Genomic DNA, 24,125 nt, shown 5'->3' on the forward strand with positions numbered 1-24,125 from the left:
ATTGTAATAGTAGTTTTATAATTTCTAAACTAAAAATATGACCACAATAATTCATATAAATGCATACCCCAATCCTGTACGACCATAACCATTACCATTAAAAAATAAATATTTATAATCACCTAATTTCAAAGGGAATGCATACTCTTGGGTTTCACTTATCCAAAAATCAGATTTAAAGGTCAAATTATCTAATCTTGTGAGCCTATTTAAAGATTTCCCAACTGCTCTACCAATTTGATATGCATTTCCTCTACATGAAAACCATAAACAGTAATCATTTTTACTAAATTCTAATACAGGCTTACCATGTATATGTTCTCCATGTTGATACTTAAGGACTGTAGTCCCATCTCTTTTCCAATTAATAAGATCGTCAGATGTAGCAATTTTTAAATTATAGCTAGGTTGAGAATGAGGGTGGGAGTCAGTTATGAAGCTTTCTCCTTTCCATGGCAAAAAAGATGTATATATCATTTTCCATTGGTTACCCTCTTGAAAAACGCAACAAGAGCCTGTTCCATAGGGTTCTTCATTTGTCCTATCAAGGATAGGCACTTTATTGATTCTTAGATATTCTGAATTATGATGATGATCTAATTTTTTGATTGCTAAGCCTAAGAAATTTTGGAACCTATTCTTCCCACCATTAACCCATCCAACATAATATAAATACTCTTTACCATTATTTTGGACTATCCATGGGTAGGAGACACCACTTTCATCAAAACAACCAGTCTCTCCTACAGTAAAAATTGGATCTTTATCTAAAGATAAAAGTTGTAAGTGTCCATTAGATTTTTGTTGTATTATAGCTTTTCCTATTTGTGAAATTCCATCAGCATCTCTACCAGTAATAAAAGCTTCTATTGTATGTTCATTAACAACTCTGAAAAAACTAGGACCAACAGATGATCTGCACCAATGATTTCCTGTATTTGGTTTTATAAGTAAATAGGATTCTAAATTAGGCATAAAAATATTGAATGCTTGATATCAAGAAAAAATCAAAATCTAATTATATTTTCCATATTACTTATCATAACATTCGACATTTTTTGAATTACTAAATCATTTTTCATAGTTCTCAAAAGCCTCATTTCAATAATTGATAGTACCTTTCGAAGGTATAAATAGTCATATTCTGGGTGATCAGATCCAATAACTAACTTTTTATCCAATTGACTAAATAAATAGACAAAGTCATAAAGTAAAGAAGAATCTATATATCTGCATAAAGTAAAAGATAGGTCAAGATAAATATTATTGAAGTGCTGTGCATATTGCGAATATCTCAAAATATCAACAGTACCTCCATGAAGAAGAATAATTTTATAATCGGGATTTGAAATAATTAATTCATCAATTAATTTAAATACATTCTCTCGACGCATTGTTGGAGAACATTGGAATGGATAAGTACATATATAAAGGATTAATTTTTTCCCTATAATTTTATATATAGAATGTATACATTTAATGATATTTTTATAATCAGCAAATGACGTATAAGATGCATTTATCTTAATTATAATTGGGAATTCAATTGGAATAATAGTAATTATATTTTCAATAAATATATCAGGATTATTTATAACGGATTGATCAATTATTAGGCATGGGTATAATTTTAACTTATTAGAGTTAATAATACAATTATGTACAAAGTCTTTGATTGGAATGTTTTCATTTAAAGTATAATTACATGCAACAGCAGCCTCTATATTATTATCTGCCATAGAAGCTATTAAAGTACTAAATTTTGAATCTGAAAACATCGTCTTCCCGATCCAATTTCCAGAAAATGAAGGATGCGTAAGCGAATCAAAAATAGGCGCTCCATTAGAAAAATTCTCCATATTATGTAAAATAACCTAATATTTTATTAAATACTGATTGTTTATTCATATAAGAATACCTTGGAATATCTTCTAAGGCATTTAAAGATTGATTTAAGATAATCTGTTCTCTTAATTTATTTGAAGGTTGCTCAGTATTATCGCCAGTCATATATATATAGTAAATGTAATTTTCTAACAACATAAAGCTAGATTTTTTTAACTTTGATCTATTTTTCTTAGAAATCCTACTTTCCTCTAAATAATATTTTCTAAGTTCTTCAGTTTCATATTGTAATAAATTTAAAATATTAGCTGCTAAATTCCCCATAAATGGTCCCTCCTCAAAAGCAAGCTGAATAAATGAATCCTTTCCTTCTTGAGATGGACTAAAGTTAGTAAAAGAAAGGAAGCATGAAGTTGTATAGCCATATATCTTTAACAAAAATGCAATTTCATAAATGCTTAGAAGACTATGATCCAGTAAATAAAGAAGGTAGCCAGCCAATGCTGCAGCTCCTGCAGGTTCTGGTTTTATAAATTTAATACTATTGTTATTATTTAGCTTTTCAAGGTAAATTCCTTCACCGTAGATAATAGCTTGTGAAAAATAATTAAGGGTATGTGTTGCAGGATGAAAACTTGAACCTCCTTTAAAAGATCCAGAATTTTTTGCAGAGTCATTTAAAATATCAAAACAAAGATTGCCATTCGAATAAGATGATGAACCAAGGCCTACAAAAGCTGTACCCCTTCCAGAGGTGTGTCTAAGAACAACTACCCCAAGCAATTGAGCTAATGATTGAATATTAGCCAAGTCAAATAAGCCATGAATATGTGAACTAACAGTAATTTTTTTTACTTTATTCCAGTTATCTGAAATAAATTTAAACCGCTTATTAAATTCTTCTAAGGTTCCTTTTTTAAGGAGACTATTATTTTGTAAAACTTGATCTGCTATGACAGTAGCTGCTAAAGCTGCTCCAATAGATGCTTGATTCCATGTGGAAGTCTTATATTTACCCTTAAAGAACCTTAAATGTTCTTCTATCATTATAAAATATGGAAGCATTAATCCTCCTATGCCTCCTTCTACACCTCTAGTTACAATCACCTGGCTTTCTTTAACATAAGCACAAAGTGAATCAAGTAATTTTGTGACATTATCATCAAAGAGCAATTGGTCAATATTACATTTTTGTTTCTCTGCTAATTCTTTTAACCCAACAAATAATAAATTCTGAATTTCCTCTTCAGATTGGGGATTAGTTGGAAAGAAATAACCTCCACTAGATAAAGCTTCACTTAAAGCACCAGGGTCTCTTTGTTGTCTATTAATATATGTCTTAAGTGTTGTAGATTTTGGGTGTTCCTCTTGAAGACTGTGCAACATATTAGACTTTTCATTATTCATAAAATCAGCCTTTTCATCTGGGCACCAAATCCTTAATGAACCTTCGTCTGGATTAAGCATGACATATTCCTTATCATTAATAATTATTGGCTTGCTTTGAAAGGCTCTTATACATTCATGCAAAGATATGCCCATATTCGATGATGTGGAGCATATAATTGGTCTTTTATGTAGCGTTTTCCATATAGCCAATGGTAAGATTGCTTGGGAATTTGATGGTTTAGCTTTTAATTTATGATAGTATTTTTGAATATCAGGATAACAACTTTCCACTTCAGTTAATAAATACCTTGAAGATAAGAATATTTCTTTATCTTTATAATATTCTTCTTGAGATTCTTGATATTTTTGCAATGTAGTAATTACTTGTTCTGCTATTAAACCAAGTGAATTAAACCCTTTTACACAACTCTGAAAATAATCCCATCCTTTTAGAGAAAAGACTTTTGAACCTATTGCTGAAGATAATTTATCTAGAGGAATGGTTAACCTTTCATAATCATTTTCAGGCGAAAAGTAATTACATTTAATTCCACATAATGTAGCTATATCATAGGTTAATAAACATATATTGGTTAACTTATCATATCTATTTTGATTATCTTTAGCTATAGCTACTCTATTATTAATAGAATAAGCATAAGGTAATGTATTTTTGTGAGAGTATGTTGATTGACTAGATGCCATGTTTTTTATTGGGCAATTACAAAGCAAGCTTCTATCACTACGTTAGAAGGTAAAGAATAAACTCCAATAGTTGTTCTTGCAGGGAAACTAGTCAAACCATTCATCCAGGATTTGTACTCATCATTAAAATCAGTAAAATATTTTTTTAAGTCTACTATAAATATTCTAGATTCAATAATATGGTTTCTGATATTATCTTTATCTATTCCTATATTAGATCCTATTAATTCTAATTGATAAACAATACTTTTAAATTGTTCTTTTACAGAATGGGTATATTCGCTATTTTTACTGTTGCTGTATACGCCTACATTTAATCCTGTAGTATTGTCTTTAAGAGATACAATACCTGAAGTGACATAAATCCCATTTGTCCCAGAAGCATGGCTATGACAAAAAGGCAATGGGGATGGCAATTGCTTTATAATTGAATGGTCTATCATCATGGTTTAATTGTATTTAATTGACTCTAATAGATAAGCCTCATCTTCTAACAACTTCTTTTTTGAATCGCTACCAATTACAAAATATCCTAACCTATCTGAGCTATTTCTTACTAACTGAGAAGAACCCTCGCCGTTTGGTAACTCTAAATGGATTAATTCTGAACTATTTGGTTTCCCAATAGAGATCTTACTATATTTAATATTTCTATCAGGTAAAAATCGCATAATAACATACTTATTTTGTTTATCTAATATATCAAGATTTGGTTTTTTTAAATCATAATTCAATGCCCTATTTAATAGAAATTCTGAAGTTGAATAATTTGTAATATATGGAATAATTTTACTAGAGATAGAGCCTCCCCCACCTCTCGGGGAAATCTCAATTAAATACGGTAAGCCAGTGGAACTTTCTATTATCAATTCTGCATGTATTAAGGTAAAGTTATAATTTAGTGCGTTTGCTGAATTAGAAGCAGAATTAATTAAATCTGACTTTATGTCTATTGAAATATCATCAAGGAAAGTGTTTCTCTCATCTATACATGGATTAGAAGAGTAATGAAACTTTCTTGCAATAACTAATGGATATAATTTATTATCTAACACCACTCCGTCGACACTATATTCTACGCCATCAATAAAATCCTGAATTAAAATCATTCCACTTCTCGAGTAACTAAAAGCAGAACTAATGGATTTATTTAATGAGGACCTATCGGTAACAAGAGAAACTCCTTTGGAACCTTGAGCATCAGCTGGCTTAATAATAATATTGATTTTATCGTCCAATTTATTAGAAGCTTCATTAATAAGTCTAATCTCTTCACCAATTGAACCTTGTATAGTGGCAGGGACACAAACATTATTAGTTTTCAAAATTTTATTCTGAGACATTTTATTAATGCCATTTTTTATGGTATCCAAACTCATGTGCACTAATGAGAATTCTCTACAGACTATTGAAACAGTTTCTAAAGCTGCATCCGACTGATCTGAAACAACACCATCAATTTGTAATTCCTCCTGAATAATTTCATCTACAATGTCAAGAGAGTGTCTTATATCCTTAACTATATGTTTACTAGCTAAGAAGGCGCAGGGTGAATCTTCATATGGATCTACAAGGATAAGATTATATCCTGAATCATAGATGTATTGAGCTAATGGGAGCTGATTAGAGCCTCCTGCTATAAGAACTATATTCATTTTAAATATTGGATCCTTTTATCATTGAAAACAGGGTAATTTTCATCAAAAGATTGATCTTTAAGTATAGCTAAGCTGAATTCAAATGGGAAATAGCTATGGTCAATAACAAATCTGCGAGAAATATTGTAGGCAATATCTATAATGCGAGCGGGGTCAGCATTGAAGATTATTTCATCTAAATAATCAACCCTATTTGTAATAAAATTAGCTGCTATTCCAATTGAAGATGTATTGAAAGATGCCTTCAAGACAGATTCTATATATTCATAATTACTACCATTTTTAATTTTAAAATTAAATATTCCAGACATTAAGGAGTAATCTTGAGTATTAATCTTTTCATTAGTATATTTTTCTAGGAAATCTCCCTCAAATAACTTGAAGTTTTTTCTAGACCCATAAGCTAAATTACCTTGCTCACAAAGTTCTTTGACTAATTCATAGCCCTGGTATGACTTAATATTATAACCTTGTTCAATAAGGAAATTATAAAGGTCGCCGAATCCAGCTCCAATATCATTAATTGAGAATAAATGCCTTTTTGAAATATTTAAAATCTCAATTAAAATTTTAAACCTCTCTAATTGCCTTCCTTTCTCTCCCCAGCCTAGGGACTTCTGATCATGACCAAAAGAGCTTAGGTTCTTTAGATATCTTGCTTTTACTAGTTTTATATCCTTAAGTGGTAACTCATCCATACTTAATCAGTTCTTTATTCTATAACTTAATAATAATTATAGACGCTTTATGTAATTGATGAAGTTGTAGCAAACCCCATCCACCTACCATGTGTATCTATAAGTTCTTGGTCACAAATCAAATTAGACCTTACTAATTCCACTCCATGATTAAGTCTTGGGTTAAAAAAAATCATATCTCCTATATCAGTATAATCTTCTGGATAAATATAGGTTCCATCATTCATTATATAGAAAAATCCACCTGAAATAAAATCATGACCTTTTTTTGACATTAATATAGTGGGTACGACATATTGGTTGCTCCCTACTATATCGCTATGATCACTTAAATAACCTTTATTAATTGGGTAAAATTGATAACCTACTCTAGAAATGTAATTATGCGGTGGCTTTTTAAGACTATTATATAGATAGTCATTATTTGAGATTAATGCAGATATCTTATCTTTAGCCTCAAATACCATTCTATAGACATTAAAAGTATTTAAAAGATCCTGATTATGAGGGAAGAAATTAAATTGATAGAAAAAGCCTTTCACACTAGCCCTATCATCTTCTAAATTAATCCTGAAATGATTAGGGCTATTATTACTTATTGGATAATAATTGGGAAATGTATTAGAAGATATATTATTCAAATAACTCCTAACTCTCTTACAATATTCTTTGGTAAAAGCTGATTTGAGAATAATACATTTACCATCCTGCAGACTATTCGCTACAGTCTCTAGATTTAAAAATATATCCTCCCAAGCATCGAACTGCAATATATTTTTTGCTAAATATTGCATGAAATCATATCTAAATCAGTTCAATGCTAGCACTAAATGTTAATTTAATCAAAATCAATATTTTATTAACTCTGAATTAATTAATGAAGGACTTGAAAAATGTTTTTCATAATATTTTAAACAAGTTTTACTTATTCTCAGGAATTTAGTAAAATAAAAGAACCCAATAGACATTTTACTATTATTGTGATACTTATTTTATTAACATCTTTTTTTGTATCTCTGGGAAGTTATTTAATTAGAAAAGGAAGTATAGTTGATTTATTACTTTCTTTAATTAACAAAGCAAGCTTACATCCAGGAGAGTTCTGGTATACCATTTTAGGTATAATTTTAAATATAATAGGAATTATACTTTGGCAAATAGGTTCAAAATCAAATATACCTTTTTCAGTTGCCTGGCCTATATACCTTTCAACCCTACTTCTTTTTGGAAGTATCATTTCTTTTTATCTTGACAAGATAAAACTAGAAGGGAACTTTTATATTGGCTTCTCATTTATCTTAATAGGTGTTTTAATCTTAACTCGCATAAAAACTTAATAATGCTTGCAATTATTTTCATGAAATGGTTATATTTATGGTGGATTAAATAGTTAATAGTGAGTTAATTGAATAGTATTTTCCTTTTTACTGGTTATGATCGCTCAGACTTGATAGATTTTTTTCTATCTAAGAGCATAAAGATTTACGGTTTAGTGGTCCCAAGTAATATTAAGTACACAAGAAATATGACAAAGATATTTAACCTTGCAATCAAACATTTGATTCCAATATTTACAGCTAAGTCTTTGCAAAAATCTCAATTATTTCATAGTTACTCCAAAGGTTCATGCTTATATTCATCTGGATATCCTCTTCTAATAAATGAAAGCCTTTATTCAAGATTTAAATATGCATTAAATTGCCACCCTTCACTTTTACCTAGGAATCGAGGAAGGTATCTTGAATATATTTTAATTAATAATGATTATAAAAGCGGAACCACTATTCATCATATTAAATCTGGATGCGATAACGGACCTATAATAATGCAACAAGAGTATGATGTGAGTTTTACAGATAATGTTTCAGATCTACTGGAAAAATCTTATAGATTGGAAATAAATATGTTGAAAGATATTATCCAAGACCCATTAAAACTAGAGATCGAAATTCATCAAGATGAATCAAAAGCCACAACATATACAGCACAAAGAACACCTCAAGACTCTGAATTATCTAATGAGACATCTCTTTTAGACGCATATCTAGCCTCAAGAGCTTTTGATGAAAACTTATACCCAGGATATTTTAAATATAAAAACTATCGAATTTACTTTAGAATGAATGTTGTAGAAGATTCAAATAATTAGTATTAGACTGCATATAATCTTTATTTGTATAAAAACTTTACTGAAGTAACTTAATTAAATATTACAATCTAAATGCGATATTTCTTTAATTTGATAGTAACTACTTACTTTTCCCATATATTTCTTTCACAATAGAATAAGGTCTTCGTTTGGTTTCAATAAATATTCTGCTTACATATATGCCTATTAATCCTAATGATGATATTAGTAATCCAGTAGAAAGCCAAATAGAAATTATAATAGAAGCCCATCCTGGCACAGGGTTCAATAATACTAATATATTAATAGCTAATGCTATTGATAAGAAAAGTGAAAGTATAAATATAATAATACCTAAATAGAACATTCCTACTAAGGGGGCAGAGGTTGAACTCGTGATGCTATCCACAAAGGCATGAATTTTTTTACTAAGGGTATACGAGGTAGGTGATGTACTTAGTTTCTCAACTTCTATTGCTTTTTGATCATATCCTGTCAATAAAGTTAGGTAGTTCAATACAGGATGAGATTCCGTAAATTTGCATAAAGATTCTTTATACCTACTAGTCATAAGTCTTGCTGTAACAATATTACGAGGAAACTCCATTCCAATAAGCATATTAATTAAGCTGTAAAAGAGACTGCCAGTAATTTTTTCAAAAGCATTTCCTTTTCGACTGGATTGAACCCCATAAACACAATCAACATTTTCATTATTCAAAACTTCACGGAATTCTGTGAGCCATTCTGGCTGTTCTTCTAGATCAATATCAATTAACCATATAAGATCACCTTGAGCATATTTCAACCCTGTCATCATTGCTTTATGGTGACCAAAATTTCTTGATAAATTAATTACATTAACTCTAAAATCTTTTTCAGATAAAGATGTTGCTACATTTATAGATTTATCAGGAGAGCCATCATTAACTAAAATAAACTCAATATCATGAAAGACATCTTCAGAAACTAATAAAGACCTTTGATAAAAGTCTTCTATATATTTTTGGGAATTATATAGAGTACTTACAATTGAGAGGGTAGTCATTTTATTATGATGTTCAAGGCAAAAGGTTTGAGTAACATCATCAAGATTACATAAATAATTCTATTATGCCTATTCAAACATGTCTTTGAGAGCACAAAATTAATTTCTTTGATAGTAATATTATTATTAATTAAAGGTATTAAATTTCCTTTAGAAATATCAATATCTCATTTACTTAGCTTAAGTCTGATTTGCAAACAAACTAAATAACAAATTTACTAATAGGTCTCAAAAGAAGGACTAAAAGGTCCACCTGCAAAACCTTGCATGCCTCCGGAGCCATCAGGAATAATTGTCATCCCTCTATTAGTAATACTAAATGTTACTTCCAAGCCTTGAGTGGTATCCTTAATAGTTACTGGTGTTGTAGGAGCAAAACTGCCAAATAATCTTGTTGAACTACCACAGGAACTATCTCCTACATAAGTACCACTACTAACTTGAGCAACTACTGCTTTCATCGTTCCAGTGATACCTGTTGTAAATACCTCTGCACCTGCTAGCTCTGGGTTGCTTCCACAAGTAGCGCCATTGTTAAAATCCATAAGATCTTCATCCCATTCAGCATTGAGACTAGAATTTTGAGTTTTTGCTCCACTAGCCATTGAATAATAATTAGTACCTGCTAATTGATAAGAACCTTTTAATCCAAAAGTATTTTTTATTTTGATGTAAGCATGTGGATAAGTGCCTGATGCTGGCCTAAAGTTTGTCCCACTCAGCGTGGCGGTAGCTCCTCCTCCAAGATTTACTTGACTCCCTGTTGAAGACTGAAAGGTAGCCGTACATGTTGACTCATCAATTGTATTATCAGTAACTACATCATCACTAGAGTTAATAGAAGTACCAGCAAGAGGGTCTGATGTACATAAACCCATTTCATAAACAGTAATTCTATATGTTTCTGGAGTTATATAACAAGAATTATTAATGCTGGATGGATTGCTACCAAATAAGCTTTCGCATGAGTTTGCCTTAGCTTCTGTTCCAGAAAAAACTAAAGATGTTGCTAGGCAAAACCCTAGGCCAGATGATGCTTTTAAAAGTTTCTTTTGAAAAGAGTTCATTGTTTTTGTAAGTTGTTTTTAAATTGAATAATGAGACAGAGTTTTAATGTCTATGAGCCCTTAGCTCTATTTGCAAATCCACCAGCTGATCGCTCAAGTAAAACATCATATTTACGTCTAACAGGTTGAGTCATTTGGGTTAACAAATTTTGCTTGATATTCTGCTTTTCGAATTTAACTGGACGCGCAGTCCATTTAAATCTCAAACCAACATATCTTTCATCAGTATTTGGCAACTTTGAATTAACAACTGTTTTCCCAGCGAAAAGTTCATTAGAAGCCCAGAATTCTAAGTTCACATGTGGTGTTGCCTGCCAATTAAACGAGCCTTCTACCCCACTATTGTCTTGTGTGTGTGTGTAATCCCAACTGAAACCTTTTACAAAGACAGCCATATCTGGACGATTTGGGAATCTATAACCGGCTTCCACATCCCACCCAGGGACAACCTTCTCTGTAAATTCACTACCATCTACAGTTACAGTCTTTTTGTCGGTGATCGACATATACCAGTTATTTCTGAGTTCCCAACCTTGATTGAAATATTCTCCACCTAAACCAAGTCGGCTATGTGCATCACTATAATTTGTCATGCGATAATCCCAAAATGCATTACCACCAAACATTGACAAATCATTAGGACGATGACGAATACCTAACCCCAAATTGGTTGTTGAACTATCACTTGAAGAAGCCCGAGATAACTTAGCCTGTGAAAACAATAATGTTTTAAGATCACCTTCAGAATCAACTGCCATCTCTTTAAGCTTCATCAAGCTGTCTACAGAAAAATTTGTTAGCGAATCACTTGTTCCGCTAACAGTAACAGTTGTTTGTGCAAAGAAAGGAATCTTTTGAATCTGATCATTGCTAAAGTTGTTAACTAATTTATATCCAGCATCTGAAATAAGTTGTCTACCATCATCAATTACGATGTTGGTATAAGCACTGCCTTCAGCATTACTATTTAAAAGAGGCACAAAGCGACCAGCATATTCTGCTGTTTTAATAACAAGGCGATCTAACCTATCTTGTGGTTGATAGGAATAATCATCTGGCCCCAAACACGCAACTGATCTTGGATTAACAAAAAGATTACAATCTGTGGGATGCATTACTCCTTTTGGTCGTTGAATATAGATCTCATTCTCTATACTTTTGTCTTCAAGAATAATAGAAGAAAGTTGTTGAGTACCTAATTGTTCTGCCTGGGCCAATGGGATGCAGAAAGCTGCTAAAAATACAGACGCAAAGGTTTTCTTTTTTAGATTTGAAAAGTTCAATTATTCATTTATTAAATCAGAGCATATATTAATCACTTCAAAAAAATAATCACTACCTAAATAGACAGATTTCAACCTGGAAAGCTTTAAAAGCCAAGATTTATTGATCGCAATTACGTAAAAGGCCTAGTCCCTCTAGACTTACTAGAGAAGGTTAATGCCCTAAACTCAAGACCTACACTGAAGCTAATACTCAAGATGCTTCAAATATTTTCAAAGAACAAAATTATAATAAATTAATTAACAAATTAGTACATGCTATCGATACCATAGAAAGAAATTATTTCGTAACATCAATAGAACCTGCTGGGGCAAGAAAATTGACTATTGCAGGTATCAAAAAAAGAACTGTGATCAATCTCACTGCATGCAAAGCAGCAACAGCGGCCCCAACCCCAAACTCTGCTCCAACTAGGCTCATACCTATAGTTCCACCAGGGGCTGCTCCTAACAAGGCCACAGTCTGATCTACCCCAAGTAACTTGCTAATCAATAATCCAACTAGAATCCCAGCTATCAAAAGGGTAAACGTAATAATCAATGCAGGTTTCCAAAGTAATTGTAATTCTCCTAATGTCTCTCTATTAATACCAGTACCAATAACTGTTCCTATCGCTATCCCCAGTATTGTCTTTGTTCCGAGAGGCCAAGCAGCTACTTCTAGCTGACCACTTATACTTAGCAATCCAGCACCTAATATTGATCCTAGAAGTGGAGCCGCAGGAATTCCAGTCAAGAGCATGATGCACCCTAAGGCTGCTCCTCCAAGCATGTATAAGAACAAAGTTACCAAAGAAGTCATTTCAATTAATTGATCTATATAATCAAGTTTCTCTCTTTTAGGATTGATTTATCAAGGCAAACAAATAGAAATGATTAAGAATCAACGAAAAATTTATTAGCTATCTAAAAATGATATGAAGGTACTTAACAATCGACCCTAAAAGTTGCAATATAAAATTAGTGAGGGCAATGCACTCCTTACTAAATTAATCCCTTTCAACTTTAATGACTGATTCTAACGACAGAGAAAGTTTTAATTGGAAAAAAATTTTCACTAGTCTTACTTTTTTCTTATGTGCTCTTAGCCTTGTTTTTATTGCAATTAGCTTGCGTCCTGTAGCTCAATGGGCTCAATATCAAAATATTTGCGTTGATCAAGAAAGCCAAAAATCACCAATTGAATGGTCAGTTCGAAAGTGCAACGGCAGATCAAAGGTCTATCAAGTGAAATGAGATTGAGGAAGAAATACAATCTACAAGCAAAGTGATTATTTTATTTAAGATTCTTCTTTCTTTCTTCTCGTCTGAGTTCATCATTTTTCAAGGTGGTTTCAATTAAATCCTGATAACCACCTTTAAAAGAGCTATATCCAAACATCAATAAAAAACCTAATCCAGCAAACAAAGTGAGACCTATTTCAACAGGTCCTAAAGCCAGAGCGACTGAAAAAAAGTATTCATAGACAAATAAAAAATTCACTGACTGTGATTCCCAGTAGGTCAATCGTAGTTCTTACCTATGGCGGATAATAAATAAGTTGATATAACAAACACAAGTTGCAAGGTTTTAAATGACCACCTTCGCTCAAATGTTTAGGCCAAAAATTATTGCTAGGGATAATAAGAAAATGGCAGAGTTAACTTCTGATCTATACAAAGAATTACTCAGATACAAAACTCAAGACAATAATTACTTTCGGCAGCCTATTGATTTGTTTAATTATAAGATGAAACTTAACAATACAAAAGCTGCATAAATAAATCTGTAAAACTTGATCATCAGCTCAAGCAATTAATTAGATTTAAAAAAAAATTCATAGCTACATCTTAAAATAATTGTCTATATAAAAAACTATCAGCTTTTAGGAAATAGTTTGACTTAACCAATCCCAAATAATGAAGTCATAAAAGCTGGGATTGGAAGTTTAGAAGTAATATTAGCTAACAAAGCCATATCGAATTCATGGACTGCTGGAATAGTTTTATCTAAAGCAAAAATTGCAAGATATGGAATATTCATTGCAATTTGCCAACGCCATTTGTATGTAATCACTCCCAATATTCTTTTTGCATAAATTTTTTGAGTAGCAGGAAGGCTTTCCCATTTATCAAAAGCAAATTGTTTTATACGTTCCTGAAGCTGAGACTCAGACAAGCCACCTTGTGATTGCATTCCTAAAACCAAATAAGGAAACCTTTATAACGCACATAGGCATTAATCTGCATGGGGTTAGAGTACAGTTTTCAGACTGTTGGAAATCTATACCGAAAAAAAGCTCACTAGGTCCTTAAGAAAAAGCCTTCTATTATTAAAAATTATTTAAATCAATAGATTATTATTTATAATGATCAAATTGTTAATTAATTACCAGAGAATTAATTATTTTTAGGCCTATAAATATTTGGCAATAAAAAAGAATACAATCTTACGCATCATAAAAGTTATAACTGCTATTTGTTTGTTTCAAAGGGTTTTCTAGTGCTTGGGCGAGATTGACTGGATCCACAAAAGAATGGACTAATGATTAATATTCAATGAGAGAGTCTTGTTACAGTAATAGTTAGCATAATTAAGACTGAAGATATCCATTCCTAAACAGTTCATCAAACACCTTTGCTCCTCGTGATTTCTGTCCTAATGAAGGTGGGGATAATTGGTCTAAGACTGCAGCTAAACAAGTTATCCAAAGACTACCTTCACAAACAAGTGCTTTTTTGCAAATATGTTTTGGAGCCTCTGCAATACAACCTTGTGAGGAAGATAATTTAATGCTTTCAACTTGAGAATAAAGTTCTAAGTCCAATAACTCAGCTTCTTGTCGAGTAATTTCTGACCCTTCGGCATAATATTCTAGCAAAAGTTGATAGTTCATTCTAATAATCAGAGTGAAGAAGCTTGATTTCTATAGAGGTTAATGAGCTAAATGGAGATCTATTTCTTTTTTTTCAAAAATTCCTTACTTCTAGGAATATTAATGAAATCGCCAATTAGGTTTTCGCTCATTTCCCATAATTGTTCTCTTTGAGCACTGTTTAAAGCAGGTGGGGCTACTCTGCAAAGAACAGGATAGCCTCTAAAATTAAATTGAGGTCCATACTGTTCTCCACTTTTAGCCTTTAAATCAGTTGCTGCGCGCAACTGAGGAAGAGATCCCATACGAGCACTCTGAAACATCGGATTCATTAATTTATAAGCGATATCCTCTTGCCACGAACCGTTAGCCATTACTGACTGAGGCTGCAAATTTGTTCTAGCCAAACCTGGATGAGCACTAAGAGAAGCAATATCTACATTAGATTCCTTTAGTTTCTTGCTTAGTTGTAAAGCAAACATGACATTCGCAAGTTTACTTTGAGAATAAGATGCCCAACGGTTATAGTTTCTTTCACCTTGCAGATCATCCCAATTAATTTTTCCCATATATTGAGCGCCAGAAGAGACTGTTACAACACGACCTCCACTCTGTTTAGAAAGCAATGGCAACATCTTAAGAGTTAATGCCATATGACTAAGATGATTTACTGCAAATTGAAGCTCAAGACCTTGCTTCGTATATGTTTGAGGTGGAGCCATTACACCAGCATTATTAATTAAGAGGTTTATGGATTGATATTTAGCAATAACTTGATCTGACGCCTTATTTACTTTCTCTAAATCAGCAAGGTCTATTTCTAATACTTCAATATTTCCATGACTAACTTTACTAAGGAGTTCTTGCCGTGCTCTTTCAGCATTTTCGATAGAACGACAACCAAGAATCACTCTTGCACCCTTTGAAAGCAAAGCTAATGCTGTTTGGAACCCCAAGCCACTATTTGCACCAGTGACAAGTACTGTTTTATCTTTTTGGTTAGGGATTGAATCAATAGACCAAAGCATGTGATGTTCTAACACGTTGCCATATGGAAGAAATTTATAGACCCTTTGTAAAAAAGTCTACTTGAATAAAGTTAAGGGAGTAGTAGTGATAGATAACAACAGATTGAGCATAAAGATTTTTATAATACGATCAGATGCAAACTAACTACTTTGAAATGGGTTGTCAGGCATTCGAACTTTACAATGTTGGCTAACTATATCTAATCTATTCTTTTCTCTAGATGTCAGTTTCCATTTCATAGCATTAGCAGCATCGATGGCTTGCATTGGGTCTCGAAGTCCAGCTATTGGGATTGAGCCATGAGATCTGCACCAGTTCAAAGCAACCTGTGCTTGGGAAGTGCCACGCTTAACAGCTATTTTATATAGTTCTTCCCTAACTTTAAGGCTCGCAGGAAGAAGGCGATAAAACAAATTACTCCTAAGAAAGGTTGTCTTAGGGATAGTAAAATTTGAAGGTCTGACAGACAAAACGCCTAGTGCCAATGGGCTATAAGCTAAAAGTTGAATATTCAATTCCTTACAAACATCAAAAATCCTGAAATAGCTTTTTAATTCTAAAGATAATAAAGAAAACTGAATTTGTAAGCTCGTCAAGGGAATTCCTCTTTTTTGGAATCTGTTATGAAACCATCTCAATCTATTTGGTCCCATATTTGAAATGCCTATTTGAGATATAACCCCTCTGTCAAAAAGGTCACAAAGTCCATCCATCAATTGCACTTCTTGCCATGGTGCATATCTTGAAGTACTCCAATGTAGTTGTACGCGATCAAGCTTTCCTCCCAACCTTGCTTTACTTGCTTTAAAAGCATCTCTAAAACCTTGTCTGCCAATTCGCCATGGATATGGCGCTAATTTTGTCGCAACAGTTATTTTTTTATGTTTAGCAAGTGGCAGCTTTCTTAAAAATTTACCTAGCAATTCCTCACTTCGGCCATTGAGTTGGCCTGTACCATAAGAATCTGCTGTATCAATAAAATAAAGACCTCTATTAACTGCCTCATTAAATGTTTTTTCTAAAAAATCATCATCTGTCTCTGGTCGATATCCCCAAAGGAACCTATTTCCCCAAGCCCAAGTTCCAACTCCAATAGAAGACAATCTTTTGAGAGCATTACATTAATGATGACTTTACAACTTATCTTTGATAGAAATTAGTTTTTACTGCAGAGAATATAAAAATCAAAACGTAGTCAATACAAGCAAAAGGTTTTACCAATTAAGCATAATATTTTCTCCTGTTAATTCGTTAAAAACTCCTCTTTTAATCATCAAAAACTTCTAAAATTACTCTACAAACAGAAGTTGGACATTTTTCAGAACTTAATGAAAAGACTGAAATGTTTGTTAGATCTCCATGCTCCGTTTTAAAGTAGAAATCACTTTCTACAGCCACAATTTCAACTCCATGGCTCCGTATCGGCCACCTTCCAATAATCCAATTGATAGTCAATTGTCTTTAACTCCTTCCAGGAAGGAAGTGCCCACAGCCTTGTCAATGATGGTTGATTCAATGGCGAGCATGGCTCAAAGAGCCAAAACTGACCTAGAACGAGTTGATCAAAGGGCTAGAGCTGACCTAGAACGAGTTGATCAAAGGGCTAGAGCTGACCTAGAACGAGTTGATCAAAGGGCTAGAGCTGATCTAGAACGAGTTGATCAAAGGGCTAGAGCTGATCTAGAGCGTCTTGATCAAAGAGCTAGAGCTGATCATCAACGTCTAAAAAAGGATTAAGGCCTAAACAAAAACTTTCAATATTCATAAGCTAATTAAAAAAATAAAAGATTATTTTCTAAAAGCATCTCAGAGGAAAACTAGTGATTTGGATCAAATCTAAAATTTCTTCTGTATCGTAAGAAGACAAAGGTTTTACCCCACTACCTTCTTGTAACCTTTCTGCTTTCATTTTTTCTCTAATTAAAGCTTTCCCACAAAACTACTCATATCTTTGAAGTGTTTTTTTCTTTCTTCTGGTGTTTCTTTATAAGCCATAAATCACTTAAAAGTTTGTTTTGTTACCAAGGCCCTTAAAATCCAAGACTTACTTATACAATGCATCTATTTTCTCAATTTTAGCTTTATAACTTTCTCTTATTATAAGAATAAGCATTAAATTTTTCCCATTATCAGGCCAAAAAAAAAAAACCTCGTAATTTCAAAATTCTTCTCACTATGAATTTAAAATCACAACGATTAAAAAATGAAATAACGTATTAACCCTCTTTATTTAGAACCTCTCTTCTCGCACAAAGTTCATTTAAAGATGGGCGAAAAGTAAAAACAAAACGCCATTGTGCCCAAAACTCATAAAGTTTATCAACAAAAGGGGCTAATAATGGACAAGTTGTTGGAGCATAAATCCACCCCAGTCCTACTAAGCGGTAAGCCTCGCGGAAAACTCGAACATCCTTCAAGATTTCTCCTGAAGGAGTTATCGCATGAATCCTACCCATCGCTTCACGATAACTTATCCCTTTATAAAAAATTGGTTCATAATTAGGCGAATCAATATCTACAAATGAAATACATCGTCGACTATCTCGAGAACTAAGAAAAGAGACCTCTCTTTGACAAAGAGGGCAACCACCATCAAATAAAATAATGAGCTTTCTCTGATTCACACTAGAAATCATAAAATTGATAGAACAAGTAGTTCTTAAAACTAATCTTACTCTTAAGATTAGAAATTATACATAAAATCAATTTGTTCTAAGAATCTATTTAAAAGATATGATATAAACACTTAATAAAGGCTATCATTTAATGCTGTCCTAGTTCAATTCTTTATGGTAATATCACTAAGTCTTATCACTTAAGCTCTTAACTTTATATAGTTTAATTTTTAAATTTTAATATGAATTAAAGTTATTAAAGCTAAAAAGCTATAAGTACATCTTTGAAAAGAAATATGTGTTTTTGAAACGCTAGAAGTTTATATATTTATTATTTATCCCTATAGAGGGTTTAACAGTGCTCAATGCCACCTAACGGCTGTAATATTTAATCAAGTCAAATATCAAATAAATTATGCCTAAAAGCACAAGGATATAAGGCAAACGAGGGTATTTAACAAAAAGATTTTGGGAACCATCTTTTTTTTTTGATTTCTTTGGACCTTTAGGTGCCAATCCCTGCTCTTTTCTTCTTCTAGCTTCGCCCATAGAAATATCTTGATAGTTTAATCATTCTATGATGACTCTTTAAAAGAAGAAAATACTCAGGACATTTATTGAATATTGCGAAATCAATAGGAGCAGGTGACGCAATTAAGTTATATCAACTATTGATTAATGAAGAATTACCTAGACTTTTCAATGGGTTTGACAGATGAAAACCACTAGTAAATACCAGGAATAATCCAGCCAAAAAATCCATAATTAATGATTAATGCAAATAAACCAATCATCGCTAAGCGACCGTTAGTTTTCTCAGCGACTTGCCAATAGTTGTTGTTCATTAATAGATGCCTGGAATTATTTGGCTAGTAGAAATATAGGAGCCTAATAAGGCTATGAAGCCAATCATTGCCCAGCGGCCATTAGCTTTTTCAGCTTCTTCTATATATCCTGAATAATTTTCGATTAGTTCAGGTTTAGCCTCAACAGGGAATACATTTTGACGTTCACCTGCTTCTGTAGTGACGTAAGGAGATGAGGGCATTTTACAAAAAGTTATTTAAAAAATCCCAGGGATAATTTGGCCTGTAGTGGCATAAGCACCAAACGCGGCAACAAAACCAAGCATTGCTGCCCAGCCATTAAACTTTTCTGCTTCAGGAGTCATGACAAAATAAAAAAATTGATTGGTAATTGGTGGTTAATTTTCAGGACAAGCTAGGAACAAGATTTAACTTCCCACTATCGAACAAAATAAACATTAGAAAGGCCTAAGATTGCTCATAATAAAAAGAGTTAAATAATTTCCAACTATCTATTGCTATGGAAAGTAGATAATAATTCCGCAGAAATAGATGTAAGAGATATTCTGGCCATTCCTGGCAAAAAGCTCTAAGACAACTAATTTAGTTAGCAGAGATTTTTTTGTAAACAGCTTGAACAAGCTGCTGTAAAGGCTTGAAAGGATTGAGTTCCATTGATCTAAACAATTCCAGGAATGATTTGACCTGTAGTTAGATATGCGCCAACAGCAGCCCAAAATCCCATCATTGCAGCCCATCCATTAATGCGTTCTGCAAGAAGCTTTTCAGGCTCAACTTTTGACTTTTGCGTTAGTTTGTTCATCTTGATAAAATTCATTTAGTGCTGAAGTGAGCCGAATCAGCTCGCCTGTAAAGAACTATAACAGATTATATTACGGAATGTGAAGCCTTGTCTCTTTTTTAGGCAAATAAATAAAGATCCATACCTCTAAATCAACTGTGAGAAAAGAGTTATTTCTATTATAAAAATTTTTTATATCAAACTTTTATTAGTCTAATCTTACTTATTGAGGAGCAATTAAAAGGATTACTATAAATTAGTCCTAAAAACTAATTATACTAATTAAAATTTAATTTTCTAATTATATCAACATGAATCCTTTTAACCTTTAAAGACTAAAGTGAGCTAAAAAACAACTAAGCACTTTTGGCAATTTGAATAATCTATGGGTAGATTCATAAATTACTAGAACATATTTTGATTTTGGAAGGTATTAATATATGAATTATGATTATTACATCTAAGATTATTTCTAAATGTTTTAACGAGATGGTTCAGGTAAAACACAACTCAGGCTATATATAGTTACAAGCCATATCCACCCTCTTCTCCATTCTCCTAGACCAACCTTATTAATTGGTTTGTAATTTGGGTTCATATACAGCTCCATTACAAACCCCTACAGCGAGAGATTCTTTAGCATTTTGATTCCATTCCTTTAAATCTTGTGCCTCGTTAATCCATGAAACTGTGCTATCAAAACAACGATTCCAATAAGTAGCCTGTCTAGACAGAGGTATTAATTCTATTGCAATGCAAGACACTCCTAGAGCCAGGACGCCAAAAAATGCTTTCTGTAATGAGCTTTCTATTCCACTATGCATGAATTTAGCCTTTATAAAAATATGTTTTGAGGTAATCTACAATCCTATCTCTTATGTGTAAAAAAATCTTTCTAAATGGGCTTACTATTTAGAAAAACTGGTTTAAATAGTTTTAACACTTAAACCAGTCTTCTTGCAAAAAAATAACTAACCCGTTGGAATCTGTTGTAAGAGCTTGATAATATTCTGCTGATGAGCTTTGTACTCCTTGTCAAATTGAGTTCGATAGTCGCCAATTAATTCTTCCATAGTAGGTATTGATACTGAGTCGACAAAATCTTGGACATAGTCCGATGTAAAAAGTCTCCAGAATTGAGTCATAGCAAATTAAAATCATGTAATTATTTCTAATGTCACACTTAAATTATAAATAATCAATAGGAATGGCCTTTCATTGTCTTGGCTAGTAATAATTTATAAATTTCGATATGAGAACCCATAAAGACTAGAGACCCTATTAAAGTTTTAAACAAACTTGCTTAAGTAAAAAGGCCAATCAAAAGGAAAGTCATAATTTAGATAAAACCTCTAAGCATGTGAATTATAATTATAAGACTCTCTATCACTTAAAAAGAATCCATGAATGCTAGCCTAACTTGCTAGTTTTTACCAAATATCTTATAAACATATCCGAGCCAAGGTATAACTTCTGGTTATTATCAAGTAGAGGAAAAGTTATCCATAAAAATTGATTAGTTTTTTCATTATTTGTCACTTCTCAATCAGACAAGTCACTTAATTCAATCCACCTATCCTCAGAAAATTTAATAGTTTCAACAAGTGATGCTAGTTGATAACTAATTTCTGAAATATTACCATCACTTTCAGATATTCTTTTTTCTAATTGCTTTTTCTTTTCTTCTAACTGAGGTAATTCTTCATTTAATCTTTTTAATTCCCTTAACTGTTTAAAGTTAAGTCGCTTTGAAATATTTTTAGATTTTATTTTATAACTTAGATCATTCTTTATGTTTGATTTATCATCTGTGTGATTTCGCACCTGTCTTTCTATTTCAAGCCCCTTTTCAGCTTTTAGTTCCAAAAAGCGAGTATAATTGCCTTCATATCTTTCCAATTTTCCGTTTTCAAAGTTAAATATTCGATCAATAGTTCGATCAAGAAAATATCGATCGTGAGAAACAACTACAACACACCCTTTAAAATCTTCTAGAAAATCTTCTAACACACTAAGTGTTTGTATGTCTAAATCATTTGTAGGCTCATCAAGTAGCAATATATTAGGTGCTTGTATAAGTAATTTGCATAGAGTTAGTCTCCTTTTTTCTCCTCCTGAAAGTTTTGATAAAGGGCTATGTTGTTGACTTGGTGGGAAAAGAAATTTTTCTAAAAGTTGTGATGCTGTTATTTCTTTACCGCCGTGATCGATTCTAAGCGCAGCTTCCTCTACAAAGTCAATAACTTTACGCTTTAAACCTTTACCTTGATTTAAATCACTTGTATGTTGATCAAGGTAACCAATGTGAACTGTTTGTCCAAGTTTGATCTTTCCACTAGTAGGTGATCGTTTACCAGCAATCAGATCTAAAAGCGTTGATTTACCACTTCCATTTGGACCGATAATGCCTATTCGATCCTCTGGGCTGAAGCTATAGGTAAAGTCATCTAAAAGAGTCGAGCTATTATTATTGTCATAATTCAAGAGACATACACCTTCAGCTTCAATTGCTATTTTCCCTATTCTTCTACTAAGTGAATTCATTTCTAATGGGTCTTTGACTTGATCTTTAGGTTTGGCTTGCATTTCAGCAATTCTTTGAAGCCTTGCTTTCTGTTTAGTACTTCTTGCTTTAGGTCCTTGCCTTAGCCAAAGTAATTCTTTTCTTAAAATGCCTTGATTTTTTTTCTTGGTCGACAATTCAGATTGTTCTTGTTCAACTTTCTGTTTAAGAAATTCTCGATAATTTCCTGAGTATTTACGAACTTCTCCATTATTAATTTCTAACATCCGATTAGTGACACGATCGAGAAAATATCTGTCATGAGTAATTAAGACAAGGGCACCTTGGTAATTATCTAGCCAATTTTGAAGCCATTCCACGGCAGCAGCATCTAAGTGATTGGTCGGCTCATCAAGTAATAAAACATCAGGTTGAGATACCAATGCAGAGGCCAGGCCCACTCTTTTGCGATACCCACCAGAAAGTTCCTTAACAGGTTTATCCAAATCTGCAATTCCGAGTCGTCGCAGAATCTCCTGACATTGCTGCTCTAAATTCCATGCTCCAACAACATCCATTAGTTCACTTACTTGACCAAGTTTTTTTAAAAGTTTTTTATCTTGGGGTTTTTGAGCTATTTGCCTACTTAGTTCACTAAACTCGAGTAATATTTCTCTTTTTTTGCCACATCCATCAAGTACTTGTTCCAAAATACTTTTCTCATTGTCATAGATTGTTTCTTGCCCTACTAAAGATATCCTCAAAGAGGATAAACATTGTCTTTCCCCTGCCAACAAAGATTCCGCTCCAGCGAGAACTTTTAATAGAGTTGATTTGCCAGCGCCATTCGGGCCAACAAGACCAAGCCTTTCCCCTTTATTAATATATAAATTAAGGTTTTTAAAAAGATTCTTTATACCAAAATCTTTTGAAGCATTCACAAGGCTTATTAACACAGTCACGTCCTCAAAGACACTTATACATATATCGACCTATGCTGTTTATTAGAAAATGTTTCTTAAATGTGTACATACAAGTCTTAGGTAAAGATCTGAAAGTCCCTGTTATTGAGATATTAGTTTTGACATATTCTAACAAGAAGTATTGATATATGGACAAGCTTAAAGGTTGCCACCAGCAATAGTAATTTCACTTAGTTAGCGTTCCTTTCTCAAATTTCTTATATGCAAAATAAATGCATATCAAAACTATAAGCGCTAAAGAATTTTGATTTATAAACACAAAGACGAAATAAGCAACTATTGGCATAAAGAAAAGCCTTTTAGCAAAGAGCTTTTCTTCTTTAGTTAAACCTTTCCATTCTATATACCTACGCAATTGAAATACTCTTTTCATTTCTCTACCTTTGTATCCTCCTTTATTTTTAAAAGAATTAAATAATCTCTTTAAGGCATCATCTATTGCATTCATCTAAGAAAGATCCTGTGATTACTATAGATAATATAAGAAAAAACATATTATTTCTATCTTGCTAGCTCCAAACAAATCATTTGTTATGAACGATAGTTAACATATGGTTGTTCTTAATCAAATTTTTAATGAGTTTCAAGAGGAGTTTAAGTCTGAACACCTACCACAAGCATTTTCGTCCCTTTAGCTATTAAGAGATGTACAGTAGCTGGATACAGATCTTGAAGACATTCCCACAGAAAAGGTGATTTCAATGTCTACTC

The 24,125-nt window shown here is 32.5% G+C and carries 28 protein-coding genes and 2 pseudogenes; 4 read left to right on the top strand and 26 right to left on the bottom strand.

Translation table 11 applies throughout. The annotated features are described in order from the left end of the window. Positions 1-51 precede the first annotated feature (51 nt). Genes O5636_RS04505 through O5636_RS04535 form a run of 7 tightly spaced genes read right to left on the bottom strand, consistent with a single transcriptional unit; the run spans position 52 to position 7,089 of the window. The gene (locus O5636_RS04505; protein ID WP_269623417.1) at positions 52-975 is read right to left on the bottom strand and encodes a hypothetical protein; all 924 of its coding nucleotides are present in this window, start codon (positions 973-975) and stop codon (positions 52-54) included. 32 nt (positions 976-1,007) lie between these two features. Continuing rightward, complete coding sequence (locus O5636_RS04510) at positions 1,008-1,859, bottom strand: hypothetical protein (protein WP_269623418.1); 852 nt, start codon at positions 1,857-1,859, stop codon at positions 1,008-1,010. Position 1,860: 1 nt separating this feature from the next. After that, positions 1,861-3,939, bottom strand: a complete 2,079-nt coding sequence (locus tag O5636_RS04515; RefSeq protein WP_269623419.1) for a hypothetical protein — start codon at positions 3,937-3,939, stop codon at positions 1,861-1,863. Positions 3,940-3,944: 5 nt separating this feature from the next. After that, positions 3,945-4,385 (bottom strand): RidA family protein, encoded by a 441-nt coding sequence (locus tag O5636_RS04520; protein WP_269623420.1) that lies wholly within the window; start codon positions 4,383-4,385, stop codon positions 3,945-3,947. 3 nt (positions 4,386-4,388) lie between these two features. Beyond that, entirely contained in the window at positions 4,389-5,594 is a 1,206-nt protein-coding gene (locus O5636_RS04525) for an ATP-grasp domain-containing protein (protein WP_269623421.1), read from the bottom strand. Further along, positions 5,591-6,295 carry a hypothetical protein gene (locus O5636_RS04530; protein ID WP_269623422.1) on the bottom strand — a complete coding sequence of 235 codons (705 nt, stop codon included), beginning with the start codon at positions 6,293-6,295 and terminating at the stop codon, positions 5,591-5,593. The genes O5636_RS04525 and O5636_RS04530 overlap by 4 nt, the downstream gene beginning before the upstream one ends. A 47-nt stretch (positions 6,296-6,342) precedes the next feature. Beyond that, a complete protein-coding gene (locus O5636_RS04535; RefSeq protein WP_269623423.1) occupies positions 6,343-7,089 on the bottom strand; it encodes a hypothetical protein in 747 nt (248 codons plus the stop codon). A 731-nt stretch (positions 7,090-7,820) separates the two neighbouring features. Between O5636_RS04535 and O5636_RS04540 the strand changes: the two genes are divergently transcribed. Then, positions 7,821-8,444, top strand: a complete 624-nt coding sequence (locus tag O5636_RS04540) for a formyltransferase family protein (RefSeq protein WP_269623424.1) — start codon at positions 7,821-7,823, stop codon at positions 8,442-8,444. Between the two features lie 100 nt (positions 8,445-8,544). Here O5636_RS04540 and O5636_RS04545 read toward each other — a convergent pair whose 3' ends face one another. From O5636_RS04545 to O5636_RS04560, 4 genes are all read right to left on the bottom strand, one after another. After that, the gene (locus O5636_RS04545; RefSeq protein ID WP_269623425.1) at positions 8,545-9,471 is read right to left on the bottom strand and encodes a glycosyltransferase family 2 protein; all 927 of its coding nucleotides are present in this window, start codon (positions 9,469-9,471) and stop codon (positions 8,545-8,547) included. A gap of 218 nt (positions 9,472-9,689) precedes the next feature. Further along, a complete protein-coding gene (locus O5636_RS04550) occupies positions 9,690-10,538 on the bottom strand; it encodes a hypothetical protein (protein ID WP_269623426.1) in 849 nt (282 codons plus the stop codon). A 50-nt stretch (positions 10,539-10,588) separates the two neighbouring features. Beyond that, the gene (locus tag O5636_RS04555; RefSeq protein ID WP_269623427.1) at positions 10,589-11,821 is read right to left on the bottom strand and encodes an inverse autotransporter beta domain-containing protein; all 1,233 of its coding nucleotides are present in this window, start codon (positions 11,819-11,821) and stop codon (positions 10,589-10,591) included. 280 nt (positions 11,822-12,101) lie between these two features. Continuing rightward, complete coding sequence (locus O5636_RS04560; protein WP_269623428.1) at positions 12,102-12,623, bottom strand: AbrB family transcriptional regulator; 522 nt, start codon at positions 12,621-12,623, stop codon at positions 12,102-12,104. Positions 12,624-12,829: 206 nt separating this feature from the next. Between O5636_RS04560 and O5636_RS04565 the strand changes: the two genes are divergently transcribed. Then, a complete protein-coding gene (locus O5636_RS04565) occupies positions 12,830-13,057 on the top strand; it encodes a hypothetical protein (RefSeq protein ID WP_269623429.1) in 228 nt (75 codons plus the stop codon). Between the two features lie 40 nt (positions 13,058-13,097). On the opposite strand, the gene O5636_RS04570 is transcribed toward O5636_RS04565, so the two are convergent. Next, positions 13,098-13,304, bottom strand: a complete 207-nt coding sequence (locus O5636_RS04570; protein WP_269623430.1) for a hypothetical protein — start codon at positions 13,302-13,304, stop codon at positions 13,098-13,100. A 91-nt stretch (positions 13,305-13,395) separates the two neighbouring features. On the opposite strand from O5636_RS04570, the gene O5636_RS04575 reads away from it, so the two are divergent. Next, positions 13,396-13,581, top strand: a complete 186-nt coding sequence (locus O5636_RS04575; protein ID WP_269623431.1) for a hypothetical protein — start codon at positions 13,396-13,398, stop codon at positions 13,579-13,581. A gap of 122 nt (positions 13,582-13,703) precedes the next feature. Here the strand turns inward: O5636_RS04575 and O5636_RS04580 are convergent, their stop codons facing one another. From O5636_RS04580 to O5636_RS04595, 4 genes are all read right to left on the bottom strand, one after another. After that, positions 13,704-13,997: a hypothetical protein gene (locus O5636_RS04580; RefSeq protein ID WP_269623432.1), complete on the bottom strand. Its 294-nt coding sequence runs from the start codon at positions 13,995-13,997 to the stop codon at positions 13,704-13,706. 397 nt (positions 13,998-14,394) lie between these two features. Beyond that, entirely contained in the window at positions 14,395-14,697 is a 303-nt protein-coding gene (locus tag O5636_RS04585; RefSeq protein WP_269623433.1) for a hypothetical protein, read from the bottom strand. Between the two features lie 59 nt (positions 14,698-14,756). Next, positions 14,757-15,704: an oxidoreductase gene (locus O5636_RS04590; protein WP_269623434.1), complete on the bottom strand. Its 948-nt coding sequence runs from the start codon at positions 15,702-15,704 to the stop codon at positions 14,757-14,759. 141 nt (positions 15,705-15,845) lie between these two features. After that, entirely contained in the window at positions 15,846-16,808 is a 963-nt protein-coding gene (locus tag O5636_RS04595) for an aldo/keto reductase (RefSeq protein ID WP_269623436.1), read from the bottom strand. 256 nt (positions 16,809-17,064) lie between these two features. Between O5636_RS04595 and O5636_RS04600 the strand changes: the two genes are divergently transcribed. Next, positions 17,065-17,442 (top strand): hypothetical protein, encoded by a 378-nt coding sequence (locus O5636_RS04600; protein WP_269623437.1) that lies wholly within the window; start codon positions 17,065-17,067, stop codon positions 17,440-17,442. Between the two features lie 479 nt (positions 17,443-17,921). On the opposite strand, the gene O5636_RS04605 is transcribed toward O5636_RS04600, so the two are convergent. The 10 genes and pseudogenes from O5636_RS04605 to O5636_RS04645 all read right to left on the bottom strand — a co-directional run bounded on the left by O5636_RS04605 (position 17,922) and on the right by O5636_RS04645 (position 23,862). Continuing rightward, a complete protein-coding gene (locus O5636_RS04605; RefSeq protein WP_269623438.1) occupies positions 17,922-18,341 on the bottom strand; it encodes a thiol-disulfide oxidoreductase DCC family protein in 420 nt (139 codons plus the stop codon). A 704-nt stretch (positions 18,342-19,045) separates the two neighbouring features. Beyond that, a pseudogene (locus tag O5636_RS04610) lies at positions 19,046-19,153 on the bottom strand (chlorophyll a/b-binding protein); the annotation flags it as partial. 11 nt (positions 19,154-19,164) lie between these two features. Continuing rightward, positions 19,165-19,368 (bottom strand): high light inducible protein, encoded by a 204-nt coding sequence (locus O5636_RS04615; protein WP_269623440.1) that lies wholly within the window; start codon positions 19,366-19,368, stop codon positions 19,165-19,167. Positions 19,369-19,383: 15 nt separating this feature from the next. Next, complete coding sequence (locus O5636_RS04620) at positions 19,384-19,491, bottom strand: high light inducible protein (protein WP_011125327.1); 108 nt, start codon at positions 19,489-19,491, stop codon at positions 19,384-19,386. A 314-nt stretch (positions 19,492-19,805) separates the two neighbouring features. Further along, entirely contained in the window at positions 19,806-19,949 is a 144-nt protein-coding gene (locus O5636_RS04625; protein WP_269623441.1) for a high light inducible protein, read from the bottom strand. Positions 19,950-20,500: 551 nt separating this feature from the next. After that, on the bottom strand, positions 20,501-20,752 hold the full coding sequence (locus O5636_RS04630) for a hypothetical protein (RefSeq protein WP_269623442.1): 252 nt from the start codon (positions 20,750-20,752) through the stop codon (positions 20,501-20,503). A 147-nt stretch (positions 20,753-20,899) separates the two neighbouring features. Continuing rightward, a complete protein-coding gene (locus tag O5636_RS04635; RefSeq protein ID WP_269623443.1) occupies positions 20,900-21,073 on the bottom strand; it encodes a hypothetical protein in 174 nt (57 codons plus the stop codon). 397 nt (positions 21,074-21,470) lie between these two features. Next, complete coding sequence (locus tag O5636_RS04640) at positions 21,471-22,718, bottom strand: ABC-F family ATP-binding cassette domain-containing protein (RefSeq protein WP_420063787.1); 1,248 nt, start codon at positions 22,716-22,718, stop codon at positions 21,471-21,473. Between the two features lie 171 nt (positions 22,719-22,889). Then, positions 22,890-23,324, bottom strand: a pseudogene (locus tag O5636_RS09740) (ATP-binding cassette domain-containing protein); the annotation flags it as partial. Between the two features lie 256 nt (positions 23,325-23,580). After that, positions 23,581-23,862: a hypothetical protein gene (locus O5636_RS04645; protein ID WP_269623447.1), complete on the bottom strand. Its 282-nt coding sequence runs from the start codon at positions 23,860-23,862 to the stop codon at positions 23,581-23,583. Positions 23,863-24,125 lie beyond the last annotated feature (263 nt).

It is taken from the genome of Prochlorococcus marinus str. MIT 0918 (genome assembly GCF_027359415.1).
GTDB lineage: Bacteria > Cyanobacteriota > Cyanobacteriia > PCC-6307 > Cyanobiaceae > Prochlorococcus_E > Prochlorococcus_E marinus_C.